Below are 16,480 nucleotides of genomic sequence, written 5' to 3'. Positions count from 1 at the left end.
TTCTAAATTTAAAAAACTAGTTGATGAAAACAGCTATTTTAAAAAGAATAGAAATTATCAACAAATACAGTGGATGTATAATAACATCAATGAGGAATTGAAAAACCTTTTTTATGGCTCTCCAGCTATTAAAAAGCACCTTTCTGTTTTAGAAAAACAAATTGTTACTTCTAAAATTTCTCCTGTAAAAGCTGCTGAAATTATGTTGGAGGAATTTAAAAGTTCATTTTAATTTATTTTCTTGAATTTATCAATTGTTCAAGAATTATTTCTACGCCCTGTTCATCGTTACTTTTAGTCGAGAATTTCGCAATAGTTTTAACATTGGGATGTGCATTTTCCATGGCATAACTAAAATCAGCTAATGCTAACATTTTTAAATCGTTGTTATAATCACCAAAAACCATTGTTTCTTCTTTAGTAATTCCAAATTTTTGTTGAAGGATGTTTAAAGCGAAACCTTTATTGGCATTATTGTGCGAAATATCCAACCAATGTTCTCCAGAAACAATTACTTGCATTTTATTTTCAAGATGCTTTACAGCTGGGTAAATATGTGTTTCTGAACAATCAAAATGGTAAGCCGCAATTTTAAAAAAGGTATCGTTTGTAATTTCAGTTAAATCATCTACAAGTCTATATTCAGAATAATAATTTTTGAACATAGTTATAAACTGTTCATCTTTAGTCTCAATATAAGCGGCATTTTTTCCACATAAAACAATGTAAACATTATCTAATGCTCTCAATGTATTGATACAATTTGAAATGTATTCAGTAGGTAATTCTGAAGTAAATAACTCTTCATCGCCATGCATAGCAAAAGCTCCATTTTCGGCGACAATAGTTATTTCATGTTTTATATCTTCAAATCGGTCAACAATACTAAAATATTGTCGTCCACTTGCTGCAATAAATTTAATATTGTGTTTTTTTAATTGCTCGTAAACTATAAAAAAACGGTTGCTTACCTCACTTTTTGAATTTAGTAAAGTCCCATCCATATCTGTAACAACCAATTTTACTTTTGAAAAATCCATAAATTATTTTGAAGTGCAAAAATAGTGTTCTAAATGGTATTATTTATAAAAATAAAAAGTTGTTTAAAAAGTATTTGAAATCCGTCATTCTGAAAAGTCACACTGAGCTTGTAGAAGTGTTATTTCAGCTTGATGAAAATTTCACTTTATAGACACTTCAATATATAAAATAACAAAAAAGCCCAAACAACTAAATGTTTGGGCTTTTTAAATATAATGATTCAGAAACTTATTCTTGTTCTAAATATTTTTCCATAATTATTATGGCAGACTCAGAAATTACAGTACCAGGACCAAAAATGGCAGCTACTTTTCTTTCTAATAAATAATCATAATCTTGCGCTGGAATAACTCCTCCTGCAAAAACCATAATATCAGGTCTTCCAAGTTTTTCTAATTCTCCAATTAATTGAGGAATTAACGTTTTATGACCTGCAGCTAAACTTGAAGCTCCTACAAAATGCACATCGTTTTCAACAGCTTGTTTTGCAACTTCTTCTGCTGTTTGGAATAATGATCCCATATCAACATCAAAACCTAAATCAGCAAAACTTGAGGCAACTACTTTCGCACCTCTATCATGTCCGTCTTGACCCATTTTAGCAATCATAACTCTTGGTCGACGACCTTCTATTTCTGCAAATTTATCAGTCATTTTTTGAGCTTTCGCAAACGTAATATCGTTATTTACTTCTTTTCCGTACACACCACTTATTAATTTAGTATCAGCTTTATGTCTTCCAAAATGAACTTCTAAAGCGTCAGAAATTTCACCTAAAGTAGCGAAATTCTCAGCAGCTTCAACTGCTAAAGCTAATAAATTACCTTCACCTGTTTCAGCACATTTAGACAATGCTACAATATTTGCATCAACAACAGCTTGATCTCTATTTGCTCTTAATTTTTTCAAACGTTCAATTTGAGAATCTCTAACAGCAGTATTATCTATATCAAGAATTTCTATATTAGATTTTTCGGTAGTTTTAAATTTATTTACACCAACTAAAATATCTTGACCAGAATCTAAACGTGCTTGTTTACGAGCCGAAGCTTCTTCAATACGCATTTTTGGAACTCCAGTTTCAATAGCTTTTGCCATTCCACCTAATTCTTCAACTTCTTCAATTAATTTCCAAGCCTTTTTAGCAATTTCCTGTGTTAAATATTCAACATAATAACTTCCTGCCCAAGGGTCAACCGCTTTTGTAATTTGCGTCTCATCTTGAATAAAGATTTGTGTATTACGTGCAATACGCGCAGAAAAATCTGTAGGTAAAGCAATAGCTTCATCTAATGCATTTGTGTGTAAACTTTGTGTTCCACCTAAACCAGCAGCCATAGCTTCAACACAAGTACGAGCTACGTTGTTAAAAGGATCTTGCTCACTTAAACTCCATCCTGAAGTTTGACTATGTGTACGCAATGCCATTGATTTTGGATTTGTTGGATTGAAAGATTTTATGATTTTTGCCCAAAGCATACGTGCAGCACGCATTTTAGCAATTTCCATAAAGTGATTCATTCCTACCGCCCAGAAAAATGATAATCTAGGAGCAAACTCATCAATTTTTAATCCTGAAGCCAATCCAGTTCTAATGTATTCCATACCATCAGCTAGCGTATATGCTAACTCAATATCAGCAGTTGCACCCGCTTCTTGCATATGGTAACCACTAATAGAAATAGAGTTAAACTTAGGCATATTTTTAGTGGTGTAATCAAAAATATCACCAATAATTTTCATGGAAGGTAATGGTGGATAAATATAAGTATTACGCACCATAAACTCTTTTAAAATATCGTTTTGGATAGTACCACTTAATTGATCTAAAGGCACACCTTGTTTTCTTGCAGCAGCAATGTAAAATGCCATAATAGGTAATACAGCACCATTCATTGTCATAGAAACAGACATTTTATCTAATGGAATTTGATCGAACAAAATTTCCATATCTAAAATAGAATCAATAGCAACACCTGCTTTTCCAACATCTCCTGTTACACGTGGGTGATCTGAATCGTATCCACGGTGTGTAGCTAAATCAAAAGCAACTGACAATCCTTTTTGACCAGCAGCTAAGTTTCTTCTGTAAAATGCATTTGACTCTTCTGCAGTTGAAAAACCTGCATATTGACGCACTGTCCAAGGACGTAATGCATACATAGCACTATATGGACCTCTTAAGAATGGTGGTACACCAGCGGCGTATTTTAAATGCTCAGCATCTTTAATATCTTCTGCTGTAAAATGTTTTTTTACAGGAATACCTTCAGGAGTGTTCCAAACATTTTGATTCTCTGAAGCAGCAACGGTTTGTTTTGTTGCTGAATTTAATTTTATATCTGAAAAATCTGGTTTCATATCCTTAAGCTTTTATAGATTTTTGAACTTTTTGCTGAATGCTTGAAATAGTTCCAATTACATCTGATCTCATATTTACACAACCGTCTAAACCAGCTTCAGTTAATTCATTTAAATTAGCTGGCGCACCTGCTAATAATAATACTTTATCTGTATTTAATGCTCTAAATGCTTTTACATAAGCAACAGCACTTTCATCATAATCCTGATCAGAACTACAAATAACAACTACATTAGAATTTGATTTTGCGCTTGATTCTGCAGCTTCTAAAGCCGATGAGTAACTTTGTTCTTGTAGTACTTTATATCCGCTTACACCAACAAAGTCATAAGCAAAAGCAGCTCTTGCTTTACGCATTGTTAAGTTTCCAAAACTTGCCAATTCAACTACTGGTCTAACACCAGTTTTAGCAACTAATTCTTCGGTAATTTTTCTGATAGCTTCAATTTCTAATGATGCTCTTCTTGGTTTTAAAACTTTAGATATTGTATTAGAAACGGCATCAGAAAGTAAATCGGCTTTTATAGTTTCCATTAAATTTGGGTATTTGTTAATACCCACCATTGGAGTTCTACGTTGGCTAATTAATTTTAGTTTTTGTAAACGAATTTCAGCAATTTGTTGTTGAATAGTTTCGTTTTCAAAAGAAGTATAAAAACCTCCATTTGCTTCAATTTCCTTAAATAATTCTAATGCTTTTGCAGCTATTTTTGTTGAAACTTCCTCAATATAATAAGAACCATCAACAGGATTTGAAACTTTACCAAAGTAAGATTCTTCTCTTAAGATAGTTGTTATATTTCCAGCAATTCTACTTGAAAAATCTGAAGAATCTTTAAATTCTTTATCGTAAGCATCAATTAAAACACCATCAACGTTTCCTAAAATAGCAGACATTGCTTCAGTAGTACAACGTAACAAATTTGTTTCCGCATCAGTTACTGATTTACTCCAAATTGAAGTTTTTGCAGTTAGGGTATTTGAAAATTCAGTAACTCCATATTTATTAGCAACTTCGCTTAATAAATTATTGAAAGCTCTAAACTTACCAATTTCAACAAAATATTCTAGACCAATCGCTAATTTGAAATTAAGATTATCAAAAATTGACTGAACTTGAACTCCTCTTTTTGTTAATTCATCAATTACATATACTAATGAATTTAATGTATAAGCAATTTCTTGAACTTGGTTTGAACCAGAATCTAAATACTCAGTTCCTGAAATTGTTATTGCTTTAAAATTAGGGTAATCAGTAGTTAATTTCACCAATTCGACAACAATATCAAAATTGTTTGCTTCTAAAGTTCCTGAAGTTATATAATTTGTAATTAAAGAGGTATCAAAATATCCTTTTAAATTATCAGCAGCAATTCCATTTCCTTTTACGAAATTAATAAATTCGGAAGCAAATGCAACAGCATTTGTTCCAAGAATGAATGAAACTGTTACTTCGTTTAAATTAATTCCTTTTAACAATTTTGCAGCTGAAGTTTTTTCAGAAACACAGAAAATTAATCCGTTCATTCCTTCTTCAATTGCTTTTAAAGCTAAGCTGTTTCCTTTTTCGTCAGATATAACAGCAATGCTGCGGTAATTTACTAACGATTGAGAGTTTTCTCCTGTATTTTTTAAATAAGCTTTTTTATCCTCTTCGTTGTAAAAAGGGTGAATATTGATATTACTTAAGTTTTTCCAAACTAGCGTTTTATCAAAATCTGCACCTTTTAAATCAACGGTTATTTTTTCCATCCAATCTTGTTTTGAAACAGGACTAAATTCAGAAAAAAGTGATTTATTTTTAGTGTTCATAATATATACTATTAATAAAATTATTTTATTGCTAAACTACTTCCAAAACGTTCGAAAATAGCTTTGTCTAATTCTTCTCTATGTTCAGGGTGTGCAATATCTCTTAATGCTTGTGCACGCTGTTTTAAGGTTCTACCAAATAATTCTGCAACACCATATTCAGTTGCAACAAATCTTGCGTGTGCACGAGTTGTAACAACTCCAGCACCATGCTTTAACATTGGTACAATTTTAGAAACTCCTTTTTGAGTGGCTGATGTAATGGCGATAATTGGTTTTCCACCAACTGATAATGCTGCTCCACGCATAAAGTCCATTTGACCACCAACACCTGAGAACATTCTTGAACCAATAGAATCAGCGCAAACCTGACCAGTAATGTCAATTTCAATAGCAGAATTAATTGCTGTTACTTTAGGGTTTTGACGAATAATTGCTGTATCGTTTACATAAGCAATATCTCTCATTTCTATTTCAGGATTATTATCCATAAAATCATATAAACGTCTAGTACCCATTGCAAAACCAGATACAATTTTATATGGATTTGTTTTTTTCTGAGAACCGTTTACTACACCTCTTTCAACTAAATCTACAATTCCTTCAGAGAACATTTCAGTATGTACACCTAAATTTTTGTGGTTAGTAAGGTATGTTAAAACTGCATTTGGAATACCACCAATACCCATTTGTAATGTTGCTCCATCTTCAATAATTGCAGCAATGTTTTTTCCAATAGCTTTTTCTTCATCAGAAGGTGTTACAAACTTCATTTCATGAATTTCTTCACTAATTTCAACACAAGCTGTAAAATTTCTTAAATGAATTTGAGCATCCCCAAAAGTACGTGGCATACGTGGGTTTATTTGAGCAATAACGGTTTTACCTTGTTCAACACCTGCAAGTACAATATCAACAGAAACACCTAATGAGCAAAACCCATGTTGATCTGGAGGAGAAACATTCACTAATACAACGTCTAATGGCATATGCCCCAAACGAAATAAACTTGGAATATCGCTTAAGAAAATTGGAATATAATCAACTGTATCTCCAACCATTTTTCTAACATTTCCACCAATAAAGAATGCACTTGTATGAAAACTTTCTCTTAATTCAGGTGCAATATAACCACATTCACCTTCAGTGTGTATATGACAAATTTCTACTCCTTTTAATTCAGGGCCGCGTGCAACCATGGCTTTTATTAAAGCTTGAGGTGTTGCAGAGCCTCCTTGTATTAATACTCTGTCTCCTGACTTGATTAATTTAACAGCATCTTCGGCTGTCATTACATTTGGTATTTTCATTGTATGTAAAAATTATATTTATTGCGTGTTCATTTTACGTTGAACACACTACTATCCTAAAAAACTTAATATGATACCTGCAGCAATTGCAGATCCAATTACACCAGAAACATTCGGTGCCATTGCGTGCATTAATAAATAATTACTTGGGTCTGATTTTAAACCTTCGGTGTGTACAACTCTCGCACTATCTGGTACCGCAGATACACCAGCTGCTCCAATTAGCGGGTTAATTTTATCATCTCCTTTTAAGAATAAATTCATAAACTTAGCAAACAATAATCCACCACAAGTTGCAATTACAAAGGATATTGCTCCTAATCCGAAGATTAACATAGAATCTTTTGTAATAAAAATATCAGCTTGAGTTGAAGCTCCAACTGTAACTCCTAAAAGAATTGTAACAATGTCTATTAATTTTGTTCGAGCTGTATCAGCCAATCTCTCAGTTCTTCCAGATTCTTTTAATAAGTTTCCGAAAAATAACATCCCTAATAATGGTAATGCACTAGGAGAAATAAACGTTGTTAAAATTAAAGCTACCACAGGGAAAATCATTTTCTCTTTTTGAGTTACCGCTCTTGGTGGTTTCATTTTAATTTTTCTATCCTCTTTAGAAATTAATAATCTCATTAAAGGAGGTTGAATCACTGGTACTAATGCCATATATGAATATGCTGCAATAGCTATAGGTCCAATTAAGTTTTTAACAGTTGTACCATCAGCTAAGATATTCACTCCATTAGCTAATTTTGAGGAAAGAAAAATAGCAGTTGGTCCATCGGCTCCACCAATAATTCCAATTGCTCCTGCTTCAGGAAGACTAAATCCTAAATACAATGCTCCCATAAATGTAGCAAATACCCCAATTTGAGCTGCCGCACCTAATAACATTAATTTTGGGTTTGCTATTAAAGACGAGAAATCTGTCATTGCTCCAATTCCCAAAAAGATTAATGGGGGATAGATTCCTTTTACTACTCCAAAATATAAGTAATTTAAAACGGAACCCGTTTCGTAAATTCCAGTTTGATTACCAGCAACAAACGGAATATTTCCAATTATAACACCAGCTCCAATAGGAATTAATAATAAAGGTTCATAATCGAATTTAATACCGAGATATATAAAAATTATCCCGATTAAAATCATCATTAAATTCCCTGAAGTTACATTAGCAAAACCAGTATAATTGTAAAAATGTTTGATTCCTTCAAATGCTTCATCTAGTGAATCTGCTTCATCTGCTTGATCAGCCTGATCAACCGAAATAGATGAAGATATTTTATTAGTATCTAAATTTGAGTTTAAACCGAGTGCTGGTCTAATAAAAATTAGCAATGATAGAACACCAAATATTAATAATATTTTTTTCATTTTGTTTGTTTTTTGTGTTTTCAAAAATGAATGTTAATTATAAACACTCATAAAAAAATGAAAACGCTTATATTATTTCTATCATTACTTCGTTTTGTAAAACTTGCTGTCCAACAACAACCTTCATGGCAGTTATAGTACCTGCTTTTTCACAAACAATGTTGTTTTCCATTTTCATAGCTTCCAAAACTAACATTCTGTCGCCCACTTTTAAAATGTCACCTACTGCTACATCAATAGATAATACAACTCCAGGTATAGGAGCAAGAATTTTAGACGTTGATGAACTAGGGTTCACTTGTAATGGTTCTGCCGGTCTCTGTGATGCCGCACGAACTAATGTAGGAGTTTTTGTTTTTTTAATTTCCTCCTTCATTACTACTTCATATGAAGTTCCGTTTACTTCTAAATCAATAATATTACCTTCGTGAGATTTTATATTAACTGTATAGCCGTTTTCGTTTATTTTGAATTTATAATTTTTCATATTTATAATCTATTTTGTGTTCCATAGATTTTAGAACTCCAAGGTGAATATGGTTTTTTTATTTGTTTTATTGTTAAAATTGCACTTTCATGATCGTGCTGTTCATCCAAATAAATATGAACGGCTGCACCAATAGCTGCTGCGATTTCACCAGTAAAATTTCTATCAGCTTCAACTTTAATCTCTGAAATCTTTTTATCCTTTCTCTTTGTAATTACTTTGTATATATAAAGCATTACAGGTAATCCATATTTAAAAAATAAAGAAAGTGTAAGTAATGCGCTAAAAACAATTATCAATCCTGTAAACAAAATAACGTATCCTTCGCTGATTTGATCTGTAAATAATGGTATATATATCATTATAAAGGCATGTTTGAGTGTTTCTTAGGAGGATTTACCTCTTTTTTATTTTGAAGCAATTGTAATGCTCTAATAATTCTAAAACGAGTGTTTCTAGGTTCAATTACATCATCAATAAATCCGTATTTTGCAGCCTCATATGGGTTTGCAAATTTCTTAGTGTATTCTTCTTCTTTTTTATCGATGTAATCTTGTTTTTCTTCAGCATCTTCAATTTTACGAATGTTAGATCCTTCCAATACTTCAACAGCTCCTTTAGCTCCCATTACCGCAATTTCTGCAGTTGGCCATGCATAATTTACATCACCACGTAATTGTTTACAACTCATTACATCGTGCGCTCCACCATAAGATTTACGAAGTGTAATAGTTACTTTTGGCACTGTTGCTTCTCCATAAGCATATAATAATTTAGCTCCGTGAAGAATAATTCCTCCATATTCTTGCCCTGTTCCTGGTAAGAATCCTGGTACATCAACTAACGTTACAATTGGAATGTTGAATGCATCGCAAAAACGAACAAAACGAGCCGCTTTTCTAGAAGCTTCAATATCTAATACTCCAGCATAATACTTTGGTTGGTTAGCTACAATCCCTACAGGGTGACCATTAAATCTTGCAAAACCAACTACTATATTTCTAGCATAATTTCTGTGAACTTCAGTAAATTCAGCTCTATCTGCTATAATTGAAATTACATCAACGATATCATAAGGTTGATTTGCATTTTCAGGAATAATAGTATTAAGAATATCATCTAATCTATCAATAGGGTCACTACAACTAATAATTGGAGCCTCTTCTAAATTGTTTGAAGGAAGGTAACTTAATAATTTACGAACTAATAATAAATTTTCTTCATCATTTTCAGCTAAGAAATGAGATACACCTGATTTTGTTGAATGAATCATAGCTCCACCCAATTGTTCAGCAGTTACAATCTCGCCTGTTACTGTTTTTACTACTTTAGGACCTGTAACAAACATATAACTGGTTTTGTCAGTCATAATAGTAAAATCTGTTAAAGCAGGAGAATAAACAGCTCCACCAGCACAAGGTCCTAAAATTGAAGAAATTTGTGGAATTACACCAGATGCCATTATATTTCTTTGGAAAATTTCAGCATAACCAGCTAAAGATCTAACACCTTCTTGAATACGAGCTCCACCACTATCATTTAATCCAATAACAGGAACACCAATTTTCATGGCCATATCCATTATCTTACAAATCTTTAATGCATACGTTTCTGAAAGAGAGCCTCCAAATACTGTAAAATCTTGTGCGAATAGGTAGACAATTCGACCGTCAATTGTTCCATGTCCTGTAACAACACCATCAGAAAGGTAAATTTCTTTATCCAATCCAAACGATTTTGTTCTGTGCGTTACAAACATGTCAAATTCTTCAAAACTATCATCGTCCAAAAGAATATCAATACGTTCGCGAGCTGTTAATTTACCTTTAGCATGCTGAGATTCAATTCGTTTCTCACCACCACCCATTTTTGCTTCAGCTCTTTTTTCAATTAACTCATTAATTTTATCTTGATTTGCCATAATCTTATGTAATTTCTTTTCTGATTATTTTACCGAAAAACTTCGTATTTATTATTTTGAACAAAGTTCAGTAAGTACTCCATTTGTAGATTTAGGATGAAGGAAACCAATATTTAATCCTTCTGCCCCTTTTCTAGAAACTTTGTCTACCAATTGAACCCCACGTTCTTCGGCTGTTTTTAATGCTTCAGATGCATTTGGCACTGCAAAAGCAATGTGATGAATTCCTTGGCCTTTTTTCTCAATAAATTTACCAATTGGTCCATCAGGAGATGTGCTTTCTAATAATTCAATTTTTGTATCTCCAACTAAAAAAAAGGCTGTTTTCACTTTCTGATCAATAACCTCTTCAATACTATAGCACTTCATGCCTAATACTTCTTCGTAATACTTAATTGATTCTTCTAAATTGTTTACTGCTATACCTATGTGTTCAATATGTGAAATATTCATGATTATTATGTTTTTTTGATTTAAATTTTAATTTATCCTAAAATACTATACAAAAATTTGATTTTTATATAAAATATATTATTCCGCAACAAAATTAAATCTATGTTAAACTTTAAATTATGACAATTGTCATATTTGTTGTTATTTGTTATTATTTTACGAAATCGCAATAGAGTTTACCTAAATTATTAAAAAACAAAAAACCTCGAAATTTGTTTAGAGGTTTTTTGTTAAGAGGAAGTTGTTATGTAACTTTACTTTGGAGTTTATAAACTATTAGAATTGTTTAATAGCTAAAATCATATTTTACACTCAAATTTTCTATCATAATACTCGTCATTTTCTCTAAATCAACTTTGTGATTCCAACCCCAATCTTCTCTTGCCTTAGAATCGTCAATACTTTTTGGCCAACTATCCGCAATTTTTTGTCTAAAATCTGGGTTGTATGAAATCTCAAAATTTGGTATTGTTTTTTTTATTTCTTCACTAACTTCTTTTGGCGTAAAACTCATTCCAGCCAAATTATAGGATGAACGTATTTTTATATCTTCCGGTTTAGCATCCATAATATTAATAGTAGCTTCTATAGCATCATCAATATACATCATTGGTAGTTTAGTTTGTTCATTTAAAAAAGAACTATAATTAGCTTCTTGCAATGCTTTGTGGTAAATTTCAATTGCATAGTCTGTTGTTCCACCACCTGGATTTGCTTTCCAGCTTATAATTCCAGGGTAACGAATACTTCGTACATCAACTCCAAATTTATTAAAATAATATTCGCACCAACGTTCACCTGCTTGTTTACTAATTCCATAAACAGTTGAAGGTTCCATAACAGTTTCCTGAGGTGTATTTTCTTTAGGTGTTGTTGGTCCAAAAACGGCAATAGAACTAGGCCAAAATACTTTCTTTATTTTTCCTACTTTTGCCAGGTTAAGCACATTAAATAACGAGTTCATATTTAAGTCCCAAGCTTTCTCTGGAAATTTTTCACCAGTTGCTGAAAGCATTGCAGCCATTAAATACACTTCATTAATACTATATTTTTCTATAATATTTAAAATACTATCATAACTCATAGCATTCAAAATCTCAAACGGTCCAGAATGCATTAACTCATCACTTCCTTCATGTATATCAGATGCAACTACTGCCTTTCCTCCATTTATTTCGCGTAATTTAAGTGTCAATTCTGTTCCAATTTGACCGCAGGCGCCTATTATTAAAATGCTTTTATTCATTTAGATATGTATTCTTAATTATTGCTGTTTCAAAGATACTTAAAATATATTTTCAATATATGTAGAATAGTTTTTTATCAAAATGATAATATTTTCATAGAATAGTGTAATAATTAGTACTTTTGAAGTCAATAAGTTTTAAAATGAAGTATATATATAGCCTTTTATTATTCATTATATTTTTAAGTTTTTCATGTCAAAGAACCAATCTTAACCAAGAAGTTTCTGAAAACACAGATTCATTAAAAATAAATCCCAATCGTATCGTAAATACAATTGGAGAAACCTTAATTCCGAAAGCTAAAAAAGCAGTTTCAGAATGGAAAGAATATCGCAATGTTGATGAATTTATGCTGAAATATTATAATATTTCTAATATGGAAGCCCTTAATTATGCTAAAGAACTTTCTGGTTTAGTGCAATTAATGAAGGATTCAATTAGAATTGAAGAAATAAAAGGATTAAACACAATGGCTCGATTTAATGTTTTACATAATGAAACTTTAAGGTTGGCTGATATGGCTACAATTCCATCCATTTCAAGTGATGAAGTAAAGGAAGAGGTTGGTAAAATAATTGAAATCTATTCATCATTAAACTCGAAAATAAATACTATCTATAAGGCGGAAGAATTACAAAACTCATTAGAAGTTGATACTGAAAACCCAAATAATGTGATTGATGCTTCTGAGTTTCAAGAAAGAAAAAATTTATATGAAAGAGAACCTCTTTTACGAAAAAAACCAAAAAGAGTTGAAAAACAAACTCCTATTAAAACTGAAACACCAATTAAAACAGAGACGCCTTTTAAAGAAAGGCCTCAACGAAAATTAGTACCATCAAAAAAAACTAAAGGATGAAAAACATTATTTCTCTACTAATTTTTATAGTTGCATTTTCTAGTTGTGATAATAAAAAAGTTACATTAAAAAAAGTGGACACAGCTAATGAAAAAGAAGCAATTAATAATGTACTCGATGCTTGGCATAAAAGCGCAGCCGAAGCTAATTTTGAAACTTATTTTGAAGCAATGACTAAGGAAAGTATTTTTATTGGAACTGATGCTTTAGAAAATTGGAAAAATACCGAATTTAAAGAGTTTAGTAAACCTTATTTTGATAAAGGAAAAGCTTGGAGTTTCACTTCAATTGAACGGAATATTTACCTTTATAAAGATGGAAAAGTAGCTTGGTTTGACGAACTTTTAGAAACTCACATGGGAATTTGTAGAGGCTCAGGAGTGATTACAAAGAATGAAAATAACTGGAATATTGAGCATTATGTACTTTCGCTTACAATTCCAAACGACAATATTGATGACGTTATTAAGATCAATAAAGAAAAAGACTCTCTATTTTTAAGCCAACTGAAAAGATAATTTAGCACTCCGAAATTTTAAGGATACCTTATTTTTAGAAACGGTGTTTCAGACTTAATTCTATTTAAAAAAATCAAAATTTAATGGTAGTGACTCCACCAGGATTCGAACCTGAATCTAAAGTTTAGGAAACTTTTATTCTATCCCTTGAACTATGGAGCCTTCATTAAAAAAGAGAGTCTTTTTGGGACTCCCTTTTTTACTACTAACTAAAAAAATCAAAAACTCATTACTTATAGATAAGCAATGAATAAGTGCTACAAATTTAGACTGAATATTCATTTAAATTGATGATAAATATCATTAAAACGAAAATTAATTTATCTCTTTGAAAAGGTTATTATAAATAGCGGCATAGTTAGCTATAAATTAATACATTGAAATTCTATATAAATTTTACAAAACAAAATTCAATTTATAATAATAAGTGTAAAAAAGTATATATTCGCCCCTTAAAAACAAAAATATGTCAATACTAAGTTTTGGAGATTACATTGAAGGTAGAAAATACAAAGTTTTAGATGAGAGACAGCTAAGAGCTAGTGCAGGTATTATGTTATTGCTTGGTATTATAGCGTCTATCAATGGATTTATTTTAAATAAATACACAGTAATACCTTACATTTCTGGATTTCTATTATTAAATTTTCTTATTGGTATATTTATTAATCCGAAATATGCACCTACAATGCTCTTAGCAAAATTAATTGTTTATAAACAATCTCCATTACCAATAGGTGCAATTCAAAAGAAATTTGCCTGGAGTTTGGGCTTAGTTTTGTCAACAGTTATCTTTTCACTTTCTCTTTTCTTAATAAACGACGCTACTTTTTTTGATCCTGTGTGTTTACTATGTCTAATTTGTTTAGTGCTACTGTATTTAGAAGCTGCTTTTGGTATTTGCGTAGGTTGTAAATTATACGATTTAGCTATCAATCTAAATTTGCTAAAAAACCCTACAGAAAAACCAAATTGCATGGGGGATTCCTGTGAAGTTTAAACATTTTTTTAATTAAAAAAGACTATGGTTATTCTAATTAACTATAACCTATTGAATAAAATATTTTTTTAAAATAAGGGAAACCAGATGTCTATATTTAATTCTTTTTGAAGATAGGATGGTTAAGGATTTCCAAATAACCCTATAATTTCATTTTTTGTAAAAAAAGTACTTGTACTAGTTTTTTCACTTAATAAACTATTCTGCCGAATCATTAACATCTTTTTCCCTTTCACCTTTTTAAAATCAAACTTAACTATGGTGTCTTTGTTTGTTTGAATAATAACTTGATGATCATTATGATAGGCAAAACCACTCTTAACAATTTGGAGCATTGTATTTATATTTGGAAAATTAAATGAATTCTCATCATTTAATATTTCTGAATTGATATTAGAATAAACAAAAGAAAATAAATTATTTGATTTTAAAAGTTTTATAGAATGGTTTCCATTTTTAGCGCTTCCAATTTCTTGACTAAAACATGAGGCAGAAATTAAAAGGAAAAAAATGAGGGTTTTAAATTGCATAAAAGGGTCTATTTTGACTAAATAATGGTTGAATTTAATTGTTTACAAAAAAACAGTTTAAAAGCCAAATACCCTACTCTAAATGGAAGTATTTCTTAATTATTTAAAATTTAAAGTTTTGCCACTAACTTATTGCTATTTTTCTTGTAATTTAAAAGTGTATTAACCTGATTTAAGAATACCTTTTAAAATTTATTACCATTTTTATTTCAATTTTGGTATTTGTGATGAGTTAAGTCATTTATGAAGGTAAATCAACAATTATATCTATAAATTAGAAGATTTATCCATAAACAAAAAAATCCTCGGTTAAACCGAGGATTTTTATTTATAAATATATTTGAAACTTAGTCTGCAAGTATAATTACTTTGTTTTCCTTCATTTCAATCGTTCCACTTTTAATTGACAACGTAAACTCACCTTTATTATTAGTAAATTGATTTTTAAATTGCTCTTCAATAACAATATTAGCTCCTTTAAACTTAACAGTCCCATTTACAAGTAATGACACTATTGGTGCGTGATTGTTTAACATTTGAAATTCACCATTAATACCTGGTACAGCTACTGAATCTACTTCCGAATGTAATAAAGTTGCTTCTGGTGTTACTATTTCTAAAATCATAATTTAATAATTGATAATTGTCAATTGATAATTGTAAATTGAATTATGCTTCCGCTAACATTTTTTCTCCAGCATCAATTGCATCTTGAATTGATCCTCTTAAGTTAAATGCCGCTTCTGGATATTTATCTAACTCACCATCTAAAATCATATTAAATCCTTTGATGGTATCTTTAATATCAACCAATACACCTGGTATTCCTGTGAATTGTTCTGCAACGTGGAATGGTTGAGATAAAAAACGTTGTACTCTACGAGCTCTATGAACGGCTATCTTATCTTCTTCAGATAATTCTTCCATTCCTAAAATAGCAATAATATCTTGTAATTCTTTATAACGTTGTAATAATTCTTTTACATGTTGTGCACAATCATAATGCTCTTTTCCTAAAATATCAGCGGTTAAAATTCTTGAAGTAGAATCTAAAGGATCTACTGCTGGATAAATACCCAACTCAGAAATTTTACGTGATAATACCGTTGTTGCATCTAAATGCGCAAATGTAGTTGCTGGCGCTGGATCTGTTAAATCATCTGCAGGCACATAAACTGCTTGTACTGATGTAATTGAACCATTTTTAGTTGAAGTAATACGTTCTTGCATTGCTCCCATTTCTGTTGCTAGTGTTGGCTGATAACCAACGGCTGATGGCATACGTCCTAATAACGCTGACACCTCTGAACCCGCTTGTGTGAAACGGAAAATATTATCAACAAAGAATAATACATCTTTCCCTTGTCCTTCACCTGCACCATCACGGAAATATTCAGCAATAGTCAAACCTGATAAAGCAACACGAGCACGTGCTCCTGGTGGCTCATTCATTTGTCCAAAAACAAATGTAGCTTTAGATTCTCTCATTCCAGCTTTATCTACTTTAGATAAATCCCATCCTCCTTCTTCCATAGAATGCATAAAGTCATCACCATATTTAAT

General features: G+C 31.1%; 16 protein-coding genes, 1 tRNA gene and 1 pseudogene. 4 read left to right on the top strand and 14 right to left on the bottom strand.

Annotation, left to right across the window (positions count from 1 at the left end; genetic code table 11):
* Positions 1–232 (top strand): annotated as a pseudogene (locus tag Q0352_RS01110) (methylmalonyl Co-A mutase-associated GTPase MeaB); the annotation flags it as partial.
* Position 233: 1 nt separating this feature from the next.
* Here Q0352_RS01110 and Q0352_RS01105 read toward each other — a convergent pair.
* The 10 genes from Q0352_RS01105 to Q0352_RS01060 form a co-directional block, all read right to left on the bottom strand.
* Positions 234–1,040 (bottom strand): Cof-type HAD-IIB family hydrolase, encoded by an 807-nt coding sequence (locus Q0352_RS01105; protein WP_299522250.1) that lies wholly within the window; start codon positions 1,038–1,040, stop codon positions 234–236.
* Positions 1,041–1,269: 229 nt separating this feature from the next.
* Positions 1,270–3,402: a methylmalonyl-CoA mutase gene (scpA, locus tag Q0352_RS01100; RefSeq protein WP_299522247.1), complete on the bottom strand. Its 2,133-nt coding sequence runs from the start codon at positions 3,400–3,402 to the stop codon at positions 1,270–1,272.
* 4 nt (positions 3,403–3,406) lie between these two features.
* Positions 3,407–5,215, bottom strand: coding sequence for a methylmalonyl-CoA mutase family protein (locus Q0352_RS01095; protein ID WP_299522244.1), 1,809 nt, complete (start codon positions 5,213–5,215; stop codon positions 3,407–3,409).
* 20 nt (positions 5,216–5,235) lie between these two features.
* Positions 5,236–6,525: an acetyl-CoA hydrolase/transferase C-terminal domain-containing protein gene (locus tag Q0352_RS01090; RefSeq protein ID WP_299522241.1), complete on the bottom strand. Its 1,290-nt coding sequence runs from the start codon at positions 6,523–6,525 to the stop codon at positions 5,236–5,238.
* Positions 6,526–6,576: 51 nt separating this feature from the next.
* Positions 6,577–7,902: a sodium ion-translocating decarboxylase subunit beta gene (locus Q0352_RS01085; protein ID WP_299522238.1), complete on the bottom strand. Its 1,326-nt coding sequence runs from the start codon at positions 7,900–7,902 to the stop codon at positions 6,577–6,579.
* 67 nt (positions 7,903–7,969) lie between these two features.
* Positions 7,970–8,389 (bottom strand): biotin/lipoyl-containing protein, encoded by a 420-nt coding sequence (locus Q0352_RS01080; RefSeq protein WP_299522235.1) that lies wholly within the window; start codon positions 8,387–8,389, stop codon positions 7,970–7,972.
* Positions 8,390–8,391: 2 nt separating this feature from the next.
* Positions 8,392–8,751: an OadG family protein gene (locus Q0352_RS01075; RefSeq protein WP_299522232.1), complete on the bottom strand. Its 360-nt coding sequence runs from the start codon at positions 8,749–8,751 to the stop codon at positions 8,392–8,394.
* Positions 8,751–10,310: an acyl-CoA carboxylase subunit beta gene (locus Q0352_RS01070; RefSeq protein ID WP_299522229.1), complete on the bottom strand. Its 1,560-nt coding sequence runs from the start codon at positions 10,308–10,310 to the stop codon at positions 8,751–8,753. The genes Q0352_RS01075 and Q0352_RS01070 overlap by 1 nt, the downstream gene beginning before the upstream one ends.
* 51 nt (positions 10,311–10,361) lie before the next feature.
* Positions 10,362–10,763, bottom strand: coding sequence for a methylmalonyl-CoA epimerase (gene mce / locus Q0352_RS01065; protein ID WP_299522226.1), 402 nt, complete (start codon positions 10,761–10,763; stop codon positions 10,362–10,364).
* A 286-nt stretch (positions 10,764–11,049) separates the two neighbouring features.
* Complete coding sequence (locus Q0352_RS01060; RefSeq protein WP_299522222.1) at positions 11,050–12,009, bottom strand: NAD-dependent epimerase/dehydratase family protein; 960 nt, start codon at positions 12,007–12,009, stop codon at positions 11,050–11,052.
* A gap of 143 nt (positions 12,010–12,152) precedes the next feature.
* Between Q0352_RS01060 and Q0352_RS01055 the strand changes: the two genes are divergently transcribed.
* Positions 12,153–12,869 carry a hypothetical protein gene (locus Q0352_RS01055; protein WP_299522219.1) on the top strand — a complete coding sequence of 239 codons (717 nt, stop codon included), beginning with the start codon at positions 12,153–12,155 and terminating at the stop codon, positions 12,867–12,869.
* Positions 12,866–13,387: a nuclear transport factor 2 family protein gene (locus Q0352_RS01050; protein WP_299522216.1), complete on the top strand. Its 522-nt coding sequence runs from the start codon at positions 12,866–12,868 to the stop codon at positions 13,385–13,387. Before Q0352_RS01055 ends, Q0352_RS01050 begins: the two co-directional genes overlap by 4 nt.
* 90 nt (positions 13,388–13,477) lie before the next feature.
* Here Q0352_RS01050 and Q0352_RS01045 read toward each other — a convergent pair.
* Positions 13,478–13,549: transfer RNA gene (locus tag Q0352_RS01045), tRNA-Arg, on the bottom strand.
* A 304-nt stretch (positions 13,550–13,853) separates the two neighbouring features.
* Here Q0352_RS01045 and Q0352_RS01040 point away from each other — a divergent pair.
* Positions 13,854–14,387, top strand: coding sequence for a DUF4395 domain-containing protein (locus Q0352_RS01040; protein WP_299522213.1), 534 nt, complete (start codon positions 13,854–13,856; stop codon positions 14,385–14,387).
* Positions 14,388–14,509: 122 nt separating this feature from the next.
* Here the strand turns inward: Q0352_RS01040 and Q0352_RS01035 are convergent, their stop codons facing one another.
* The 3 genes from Q0352_RS01035 to atpD all read right to left on the bottom strand — a co-directional run.
* Positions 14,510–14,917, bottom strand: a complete 408-nt coding sequence (locus tag Q0352_RS01035) for a hypothetical protein (protein ID WP_299522210.1) — start codon at positions 14,915–14,917, stop codon at positions 14,510–14,512.
* Between the two features lie 347 nt (positions 14,918–15,264).
* Positions 15,265–15,543: a F0F1 ATP synthase subunit epsilon gene (locus Q0352_RS01030; RefSeq protein ID WP_299522207.1), complete on the bottom strand. Its 279-nt coding sequence runs from the start codon at positions 15,541–15,543 to the stop codon at positions 15,265–15,267.
* Positions 15,544–15,586: 43 nt separating this feature from the next.
* On the bottom strand, positions 15,587–16,480 hold an 894-nt coding region (atpD, locus tag Q0352_RS01025; RefSeq protein WP_299522204.1), incomplete at its 5' end, for a F0F1 ATP synthase subunit beta.

It is taken from the genome of uncultured Lutibacter sp., assembly GCF_937891065.1.
GTDB lineage: Bacteria > Bacteroidota > Bacteroidia > Flavobacteriales > Flavobacteriaceae > Lutibacter.
This window is presented reverse-complemented; position numbering and strand designations above follow the sequence as displayed.

Coding starts and splice junctions, on each gene's coding strand:
- Q0352_RS01095 (WP_299522244.1), bottom strand. CDS start 5,215: ATGAACACTAAAAATAAATCACTTTTTTCTGAATTTAGTCCTGTTTCA.
- Q0352_RS01060 (WP_299522222.1), bottom strand. CDS start 12,009: ATGAATAAAAGCATTTTAATAATAGGCGCCTGCGGTCAAATTGGAACA.
- Q0352_RS01085 (WP_299522238.1), bottom strand. CDS start 7,902: ATGAAAAAAATATTATTAATATTTGGTGTTCTATCATTGCTAATTTTT.
- Q0352_RS01070 (WP_299522229.1), bottom strand. CDS start 10,310: ATGGCAAATCAAGATAAAATTAATGAGTTAATTGAAAAAAGAGCTGAA.
- Q0352_RS01030 (WP_299522207.1), bottom strand. CDS start 15,543: ATGATTTTAGAAATAGTAACACCAGAAGCAACTTTATTACATTCGGAA.
- Q0352_RS01035 (WP_299522210.1), bottom strand. CDS start 14,917: ATGCAATTTAAAACCCTCATTTTTTTCCTTTTAATTTCTGCCTCATGT.
- scpA (WP_299522247.1), bottom strand. CDS start 3,402: ATGAAACCAGATTTTTCAGATATAAAATTAAATTCAGCAACAAAACAA.
- mce (WP_299522226.1), bottom strand. CDS start 10,763: ATGAATATTTCACATATTGAACACATAGGTATAGCAGTAAACAATTTA.
- Q0352_RS01075 (WP_299522232.1), bottom strand. CDS start 8,751: ATGATATATATACCATTATTTACAGATCAAATCAGCGAAGGATACGTT.
- Q0352_RS01040 (WP_299522213.1), top strand. CDS start 13,854: ATGTCAATACTAAGTTTTGGAGATTACATTGAAGGTAGAAAATACAAA.
- Q0352_RS01055 (WP_299522219.1), top strand. CDS start 12,153: ATGAAGTATATATATAGCCTTTTATTATTCATTATATTTTTAAGTTTT.
- Q0352_RS01080 (WP_299522235.1), bottom strand. CDS start 8,389: ATGAAAAATTATAAATTCAAAATAAACGAAAACGGCTATACAGTTAAT.
- Q0352_RS01090 (WP_299522241.1), bottom strand. CDS start 6,525: ATGAAAATACCAAATGTAATGACAGCCGAAGATGCTGTTAAATTAATC.
- Q0352_RS01105 (WP_299522250.1), bottom strand. CDS start 1,040: ATGGATTTTTCAAAAGTAAAATTGGTTGTTACAGATATGGATGGGACT.
- Q0352_RS01050 (WP_299522216.1), top strand. CDS start 12,866: ATGAAAAACATTATTTCTCTACTAATTTTTATAGTTGCATTTTCTAGT.